Raw genomic sequence first — 6835 nt, forward strand, 5'->3', positions numbered from 1 at the left:
TAACCCCGGACCAGATGGCCAACAGCAACGCCGTCAGAAGGGCGGCATAACAACAACCGGGTATAGCTTATCAAGCCCGCAAAACTGTCCGAACGGACGGGACCACCTCAACCTTCTGGCATCGCTGGCGCTCGCCACCGGCACATATGGACTGGCGCATACGCTGGGCATGTCCGGCCCCATTGCAGTCGTGGCGGCCGGCATGAGTCTCGGGTCTGTCCGCGGCCGCACCTACATTGCTGGCCATTCCCGCGAAGAACTTCAGACGTTCTGGACCCTGATCGACGAAGTCTTCAATGCTCTTCTCTTTCTCCTCATCGGACTGGTCATCTTCGCCATTACGCCAACATGGTCGAACTGCATCCTGACACTGGCCATTATCCCTCTGGCTGTGCTGGCACGCGGTCTGAGCGTTTTCCTATCGACCGTGCCTATGCATCTTCATCCGGGAAAAGATCGCGGACGGCTGCTCAGTATCCTGACATGGGGAGGATTACGGGGAGGCATTTCCGTGGCACTGGCCCTCAGCCTTCCCGAAGGAGCCTTGCGCGATACGCTTCTGCCGATCTGCTATGGCGTTGTCGTATTCACGATCTTCGCCCAAGGGCTCACGATGGAACGTGTGGTGCATTACCTCTATCCCGAACTCGGAAACAAGGCATGACGGCTTACGCTTCCACATCCAGAAAGCGCCGATAAACCCGGTCATAGGCTGCCACCACCCGGTCCATGCCATAACGCTGGCCACAGGCCCGCGCATGTCTTGCAAACTCGGCCCGCTTTGCGTCGTCCATCATCTCCCTGATTGCGGCGATGATAGCGTTCTCGAATGTGGCATCGTCTGCGTCGAGCGGAAGGAGTTCGCCAGCCAATCCGCCGTCATCCGCCGTCATCATGGATCGCACCATGCCCACATCCGTCGCGATGGCGGGCGTTCCCACCTGAAGCGCCTGAATGAGCGTCAGCGGAAAGGACTCACCGGGAAAACGGGTGGGCAGAAGCATGCAATCGGCCATGCGATAAAGACCGTTGATGCAATCCTGATAGCCCAGCAGATGAATATTCGGCAGACGGCCGAGTTCTTCACGATACTGCTCATAACAATCGCCCGTGCCGCATAGAAGAAGATGTACCCGGCGCGGAGGATCTTCCTTATTGAGCTGCTCAATGGCCTGAGCCGCCTGCACCCAGCCTTTTTCCGGAATGGCACGGCTTGCGACCGCCACAATGAAGTCTTCCGGGCCAATCCCGAGTTGCTCGCGCGTGAGCGGAAAGGGACGCCGATCCAGCGTCATGCCGTTCGGGATATGAACGATATCCCCGCATGGCACGCTGCCATCCAGCCCACGTAGATGTGCGAGATTTTTCTCCGCCAGATAAACCCACAGAGTGACATCGCGCCGCAGCCGGGCGAGCATGTCTTCTCCAAGCGTGACACATTCGTATGAACCGTGCAGCGTCACGATATAGGGCACCACTGTCAGCGTCCTGTCGTCGGGGAAGAAAGGCAGATCGCTCAGACAGATATGGGAGTGGATCAGGTCCGCATGAATGTCGAGAATGAACCGCCAGACACCGACCTCTTTCGCCTCAAACATTGAATAGATAGGAATGGCTCTGTCCAGCAACGCAAGGACATCCGGGTCCGTGCGCGTATCATCCAGCACCAGAAACGATACCATATAGCCCTGCCGGAGCAATCCGTTCGCCAGTGCAATGGGGAAAAGCTCGCCTCCCCCAAGCATAAATCCGAGAACATTGAAGACGATATGACGTGGTTCGTGTTGGACGCGCAGAATGGCATCGAGATCGAAAACGTCTTCGAACACATCGGATCCGGTCGAGGCGCTTTCAAACATCTCGCGCAAGCGCTCGGCAAGACGACGCACCTCAGTCTCCGGGATACCCCATTTTCTGCACAGATGTGCAATCAGAAACTGATATTCTTTGTAAAAATCAGGCAGTTGCGCTGGAGTGGCGCGTGCTGCCTCACAGGAAATACCTGTCGAAGCATCCAGTACAAGCTGTCCTCCCGCCATCAGTTCGGCAAGAAAGAACCATGTTTTCCCAGTGTGCAGAGATACGATCGTTTGCCAGACCCTTTGGTCCACCTGATGGCGACGCATCAGACATCCATCGATTTCCGGCGCAAGATCGGCTTCAGCAAACGACGTCGTAAACCACTCTCCCGCCGACCGGATAACAGGAGCTACATCACTCTCTCCAGCCGAAGAGCTTCCGAATGCCACCTGCACACTGGTATCGGCAAAATGACGCACCAGACGTTCAACAAAATTGGCCTCCGGCTGCACATCATGCTCCCGAAGCCAGATGATATCTCCTTGCGCCTCTCTGAAAGCTACCTGCCACAGAGAAATATCCTCACTTTCTTTCGGGCATGAGATGACACGGACATCATCATCGCGACGGCAGGTCGTGACATTCTCTTCCGTATCCACAACGAGAATTTCAAGTTCGCTATAGGTCTGGTTGCGGATCGATCCGATCTGACGTTCAAGCGTTTCTGGATCGACAATTCCCACGATCACCGCGCTGACGAGGGGCTTGTACTCACGCTGTGCCACCCGTCGGACATGCGGGAGCGCCACACGGCCTTCCTTGCGGCCATACACCAGCCAGTGCCAGAAAGGGTCGATCCCTGCCCTGCGAACATCCTCATGTAGAAACAGATAATGACGTGTGACAAAGTCAGGATGCGGGTCCAGATATTCTGTCCGACCAAGCGTCAGGTAATGCGCCGCGGCCATCCTGTGATCGAGGGTCGCTTCCCACGGTCCAAGCTGTTTCTGGTAATAGGCAAGGTCGATGCCCTGCGCGACGTCTTCCAGCATTTTCGGATCGCACGCGGTCACGTCGATGGCAGGTCCGGCTGGAACGGGCGCCTCCACCGTAACAGAAGCGCGTGCTCCAAGCCTCTTTGCCCTTCGACGGATACTGGCAAACCGTTCAAGCGCCCATCGAACCGGGCGTGTCAGCCGCCATGTGGTGCTGTTGGCAATCTCTTCATAGCGCTGCCGAAACACTTCCAGTTCGTCCACGCGCGCCGAGAGTTCCGCGCAGGACGGCTCCAGAATAGAGTTTGCCTTTTCAAGACCCTCAACTCTCTGGCGCGCCTCGAACAATTCCCGTGCCCGACGGATGCCTTCCACCTTCTTCCGATCCACCTCATGCAAAAGCTGCGCGGCATCCAGTCGATCGGGAGAAAAGCCGTCTTTCACGCAACCTCATCCAGATAGCGGCGACGGATATGGGCAAGATAGGCCTCCGCCCCGAGCGGACGACCCGTCGCGTCTTCAATGATGCGCATGGTGGATACGGAACTTGCCCGCGCATGCACTTTCTCACGCAGCCAGCCCAGCAAGGGGGCCAGATTCCCTGTGCCGATCTCGGCCTCCAGCCCCGGCACAGCACGTCCGGCCGCCTCATAGAGTTGGGCAGCCGTCAGCGCACCCAGCGCGTAACACGGAAAATATCCCCATAATCCCAACGGCCAGTGAATGTCCTGAAGACAACCGAGCCGGTCTTCGGGAACGTCTATTCCCAACAGTTCCTTAATCCGCGCATTGAAGGCCTCGGGCAAATCACGCACAGCGAGTTGCCCTCCGATCATGGCGCGTTCAAGATCGTAACGGGCAATGATATGGGCCGGATATGTCACCTCATCGGCATCCACCCGGATAAACCCGGCCTTCACCTGTGTCATCTGACGGTGCAGCGTCTCGGTTTTCCAGTCTCCGTTATCCCCGAACAGCTTCTGCATGAGAGGAGCAGCAAATTTGGCAAACGCTTCCGAACGGGTGACCTGCATTTCCAGCAAAAGCGACTGACTCTCGTGCAGCGTCATGCCACGGGCGGCTCCCACCGGCTGCGCTTCCCATGCCTTTGGAAGCCCCTGCTCATACAGTGCGTGACCCGTCTCGTGCATGGCACCAAGAAAAGCCGGCAGAAAATCCATTTCGTCGTAGCGGGTGGTAATGCGTACGTCCCGGATCGCGCCACCGCAGAAAGGGTGCGCGCTGACATCCAGACGCCCGCATTGTGTGTCGAAACCTACGCGCGCCATCATCGTGCGCCCAAGTTTTTCCTGCAACGCCAAGGGGTAAGGGGCTATCCCGGCATGACCCGACTTGGACTGCCCTTCCTGACGCGCCAATATCTTCTGCATCAGAGGCGGTAGATTCTGTGCAAGAACCGCAAAAATTGGTGTGATCGTGGCCTCGCGCATACCGGGGTCGAAACCATCCAACAGCGCATCATAGGGCGAAAGATCGAGAGCCTCTCCAATCGCAACCGCCTGCTCACGAGTGAGGGCAAGCACTTCTTCCAGCGCAGGACGCAACGCGGCGAAATCGCTCGCCTGCCGGGCGGCCCGCCACGTCATTTCCGCTTTGGAGCATGCCTCCGACAGAGCCTCGACCAGCCGTCCCGGCACGGCCACAGCACGCGCGTGCTGACGCCGCATCTCCGCCAGATTAGCCCTGCGCCATGGGTCGTCACCGGGGTCGGCTTCCACGAGAAGAGCGGCATTTTCTTCCGCCGTCAGAAGTGCATGGCGGAGACCTTCCAGTGTTGCGAGATCCGATGCGCGTCTTTCTCCCGCACCGGCTGGCATCATCACATCCCGATCCCATGAAAGAAGGCCAACCGCGTCGTTCAGCGCGGAAATACGAGCAAAACACCGCTCAAGCTTTTCCATGGGGGTCATTGCGCTACTCCATGCAGATCACAAGAATCAAAAACAATACATCCGCAGCAGGATTTATGGGTGTTGCCTGCCCATCATCCCGCGCAATCCATGAAGAACCTTCCCCAGCACCGGAATTCTGAACAACGCATAATATCTCTTGCTCAACTGGTGGAACCAGGAACTCCTCATCTCCTCCACCAAAGCCGATAGCGCGTGAATATGTGCCTCTTTTTGTTCATCCACTCGCACTGTTTGCTTCTCTCGCTCAAGTTCGACCTGAAGCGTCTCCACCCGTTTGAGCAGCGCATCGTTACGTTTGAGAAGAGCATCGTTGCGCCGCAGGATGGAGCCTGTGTGCTCCCGTTCGGCCTGCTGCTCCGCATTCAGGCGACGCACCGTCTCGCGCAGCAATTGGTTGCTGAACCGAATCCCCTGCTCGGACGGTGTATAATCCGTCTCTTCTTCCTGAAATGTGACGTTGGGAAACCGGTGCAGGGTGTAATCGAACACTGCGCGGTTCTTGAAATATATCCCCGGACGAACATCGACATTACGCCCGAGCTGTGTGGAGAGAACAGCCATATGCAACCGGTCCGTATGCACATGATCGAACTGACCGATCAGCCCCGCCACGGCACGCAAAGGTTCTGCGCACTGTGCCTCATCCATCCACTGGATATCGTTGATCAGGAGCGAGAGATCGACGCTCGCACGATCACGGTTTTTGAGAAGGCGCTCTTCATCATTGCGGAAAATACCGATGTCCGGATAGCGCCCTGACAGATCCAACCCAGAAAAATGCGCCGGATCGCAATAGAACGCGAGATCATGACAGAGAAACACACGGTCTTCTGGCATTCCCTGTGTAATGAGTTGCCGGTAACTTTCCTCTTCACGGCAGAACATCGTGACCTGATCGGCATAGGGCACAAATTCGGATCCGAAGGAGGAAAAAGTGCTTGGCAGAATGATCAGTCGGCCGCCTTCCTTTAGGAAAGACAGGGTCAGATCGAGATATGTCTCCCATAACCCTTTTACCCAGCCGCCACCTCCACCCATGACAACATGGGTGTAGCCCGAGAGCGTTGCCTGTTCACGTCCCTTGATCCGCGGGAAATCACAACCGAGATCACGAAACAGATCCAGCGTTCCAAGCGCGATCAGCGCATCGCCCAGATTGCCATATCCCGCGTAGAAACCCGCTCCAAGAGACGCAAACTCGCGCAGCCCCTCAACGAGCGTCTTATTGCCTTTTATTTCGTCGCGGACTGTCGTGCGAACGTCATCTGACGGATACGTCATACTTTCTCTCAGCCCTTGTGAAACACTGAATATATTTCGGAGACTTTTTTATCGTATATCTGCGCCTCATGCTGACGCGAATATTTCCCGTACAGTCTTTCCACTCTCTCGCGCAACTCGTCCGCCGAACAGTCCATGAATCTCTCGATCTGCTCGACATAACGCAGAACCAGATCGCGATCGTCCGCCGTTTCCCGCACCAGAAAAGCGGTGTCCTCGGTCAAAAGTTCCGAAACGCCGCCGACATTGACCGAAATGATGGGCACTTTCTTCTCGATGGCCTCCAGAATGATGTTGGGCATGCCATCGAACAGCGACGTGTAAAGGAAAGCATCCTGATCGGTGAACGGGATGCTGTCGAGACCAGCGAACGCTCCCATGTAAGTCACATTGGGACACTCGACGAAGAAACCTACATCGAAGGAATCCAGCACGGAAGAGCCATAAACGAGAATGTCCGGTGCGTCTTTGGATGAGGACAGTTCCAGCGCGATCCGTCGCAGAATGTCGGGGCGTTTCTGGCGATCCAGACGAGAAGCCCAGACAAGCCGGCGTGGGGCCATCGCATCGGACCGAAGAGGCGCATGCTCCGAAGCGCAGGCGTACAGAAGTGGCCCCCATTTTTTGGACAGAGCGGTAAGCTATCATCTGGCCTGAACGAGGACGGGTTTTATGGGCAAGGTTACGCGGAAACGGTATGCGGCAGAGTTCAAGTCACGGGTTGCCCTGGAGGCGATCCGTGGGGAACTGACGCTGGCGGAGTTGGCGTCGAAACATGGCGTGCATCAGACGATGATCGCCCAATGGAAGCGCCAGGCGATCGAA

At 56.8% G+C, this 6835-nt stretch carries 6 protein-coding genes; 2 read left to right on the plus strand and 4 right to left on the minus strand.

Going from position 1 to position 6835, the window contains the following annotated elements:
• The coding region (locus GOB87_RS15940) for a cation:proton antiporter domain-containing protein (protein WP_194303385.1) at nt 1-664 on the plus strand (664 nt) is incomplete at its 5' end.
• Between the two features lie 4 nt (nt 665-668).
• Here the strand turns inward: GOB87_RS15940 and GOB87_RS15945 are convergent.
• Genes GOB87_RS15945 through GOB87_RS15960 form a run of 4 tightly spaced genes read right to left on the minus strand, consistent with a single transcriptional unit; the run spans nt 669 to nt 6573 of the window.
• Nucleotides 669-3239: a glycosyltransferase gene (locus tag GOB87_RS15945; protein ID WP_166319012.1), complete on the minus strand. Its 2571-nt coding sequence runs from the start codon at nt 3237-3239 to the stop codon at nt 669-671.
• Nucleotides 3236-4726, minus strand: coding sequence for a carboxypeptidase M32 (locus GOB87_RS15950; RefSeq protein ID WP_166319015.1), 1491 nt, complete (start codon nt 4724-4726; stop codon nt 3236-3238). Before GOB87_RS15950 ends, GOB87_RS15945 begins: the two co-directional genes overlap by 4 nt.
• A 54-nt stretch (nt 4727-4780) precedes the next feature.
• On the minus strand, nt 4781-6010 hold the full coding sequence (locus tag GOB87_RS15955; protein WP_166319018.1) for a polysaccharide pyruvyl transferase family protein: 1230 nt from the start codon (nt 6008-6010) through the stop codon (nt 4781-4783).
• 8 nt (nt 6011-6018) lie between these two features.
• Entirely contained in the window at nt 6019-6573 is a 555-nt protein-coding gene (locus GOB87_RS15960) for a glycosyltransferase (RefSeq protein WP_166319021.1), read from the minus strand.
• A 109-nt stretch (nt 6574-6682) separates the two neighbouring features.
• Here GOB87_RS15960 and GOB87_RS15965 point away from each other — a divergent pair.
• A partial coding sequence (locus tag GOB87_RS15965) for a transposase (protein ID WP_166319024.1) occupies nt 6683-6835 on the plus strand: 153 nt, incomplete at its 3' end.

The organism is Acetobacter estunensis, assembly GCF_011516945.1.
Classification (GTDB): Bacteria; Pseudomonadota; Alphaproteobacteria; order Acetobacterales; family Acetobacteraceae; genus Acetobacter; species Acetobacter estunensis.

Excerpts from the sequence above, each read along its gene's own strand:
- GOB87_RS15955 (WP_166319018.1), bottom strand. The coding sequence starts at position 6,010 with ATGACGTATCCGTCAGATGACGTTCGCACGACAGTCCGCGACGAAATA.
- GOB87_RS15960 (WP_166319021.1), bottom strand. The coding sequence starts at position 6,573 with ATGGCCCCACGCCGGCTTGTCTGGGCTTCTCGTCTGGATCGCCAGAAA.
- GOB87_RS15950 (WP_166319015.1), bottom strand. The coding sequence starts at position 4,726 with ATGACCCCCATGGAAAAGCTTGAGCGGTGTTTTGCTCGTATTTCCGCG.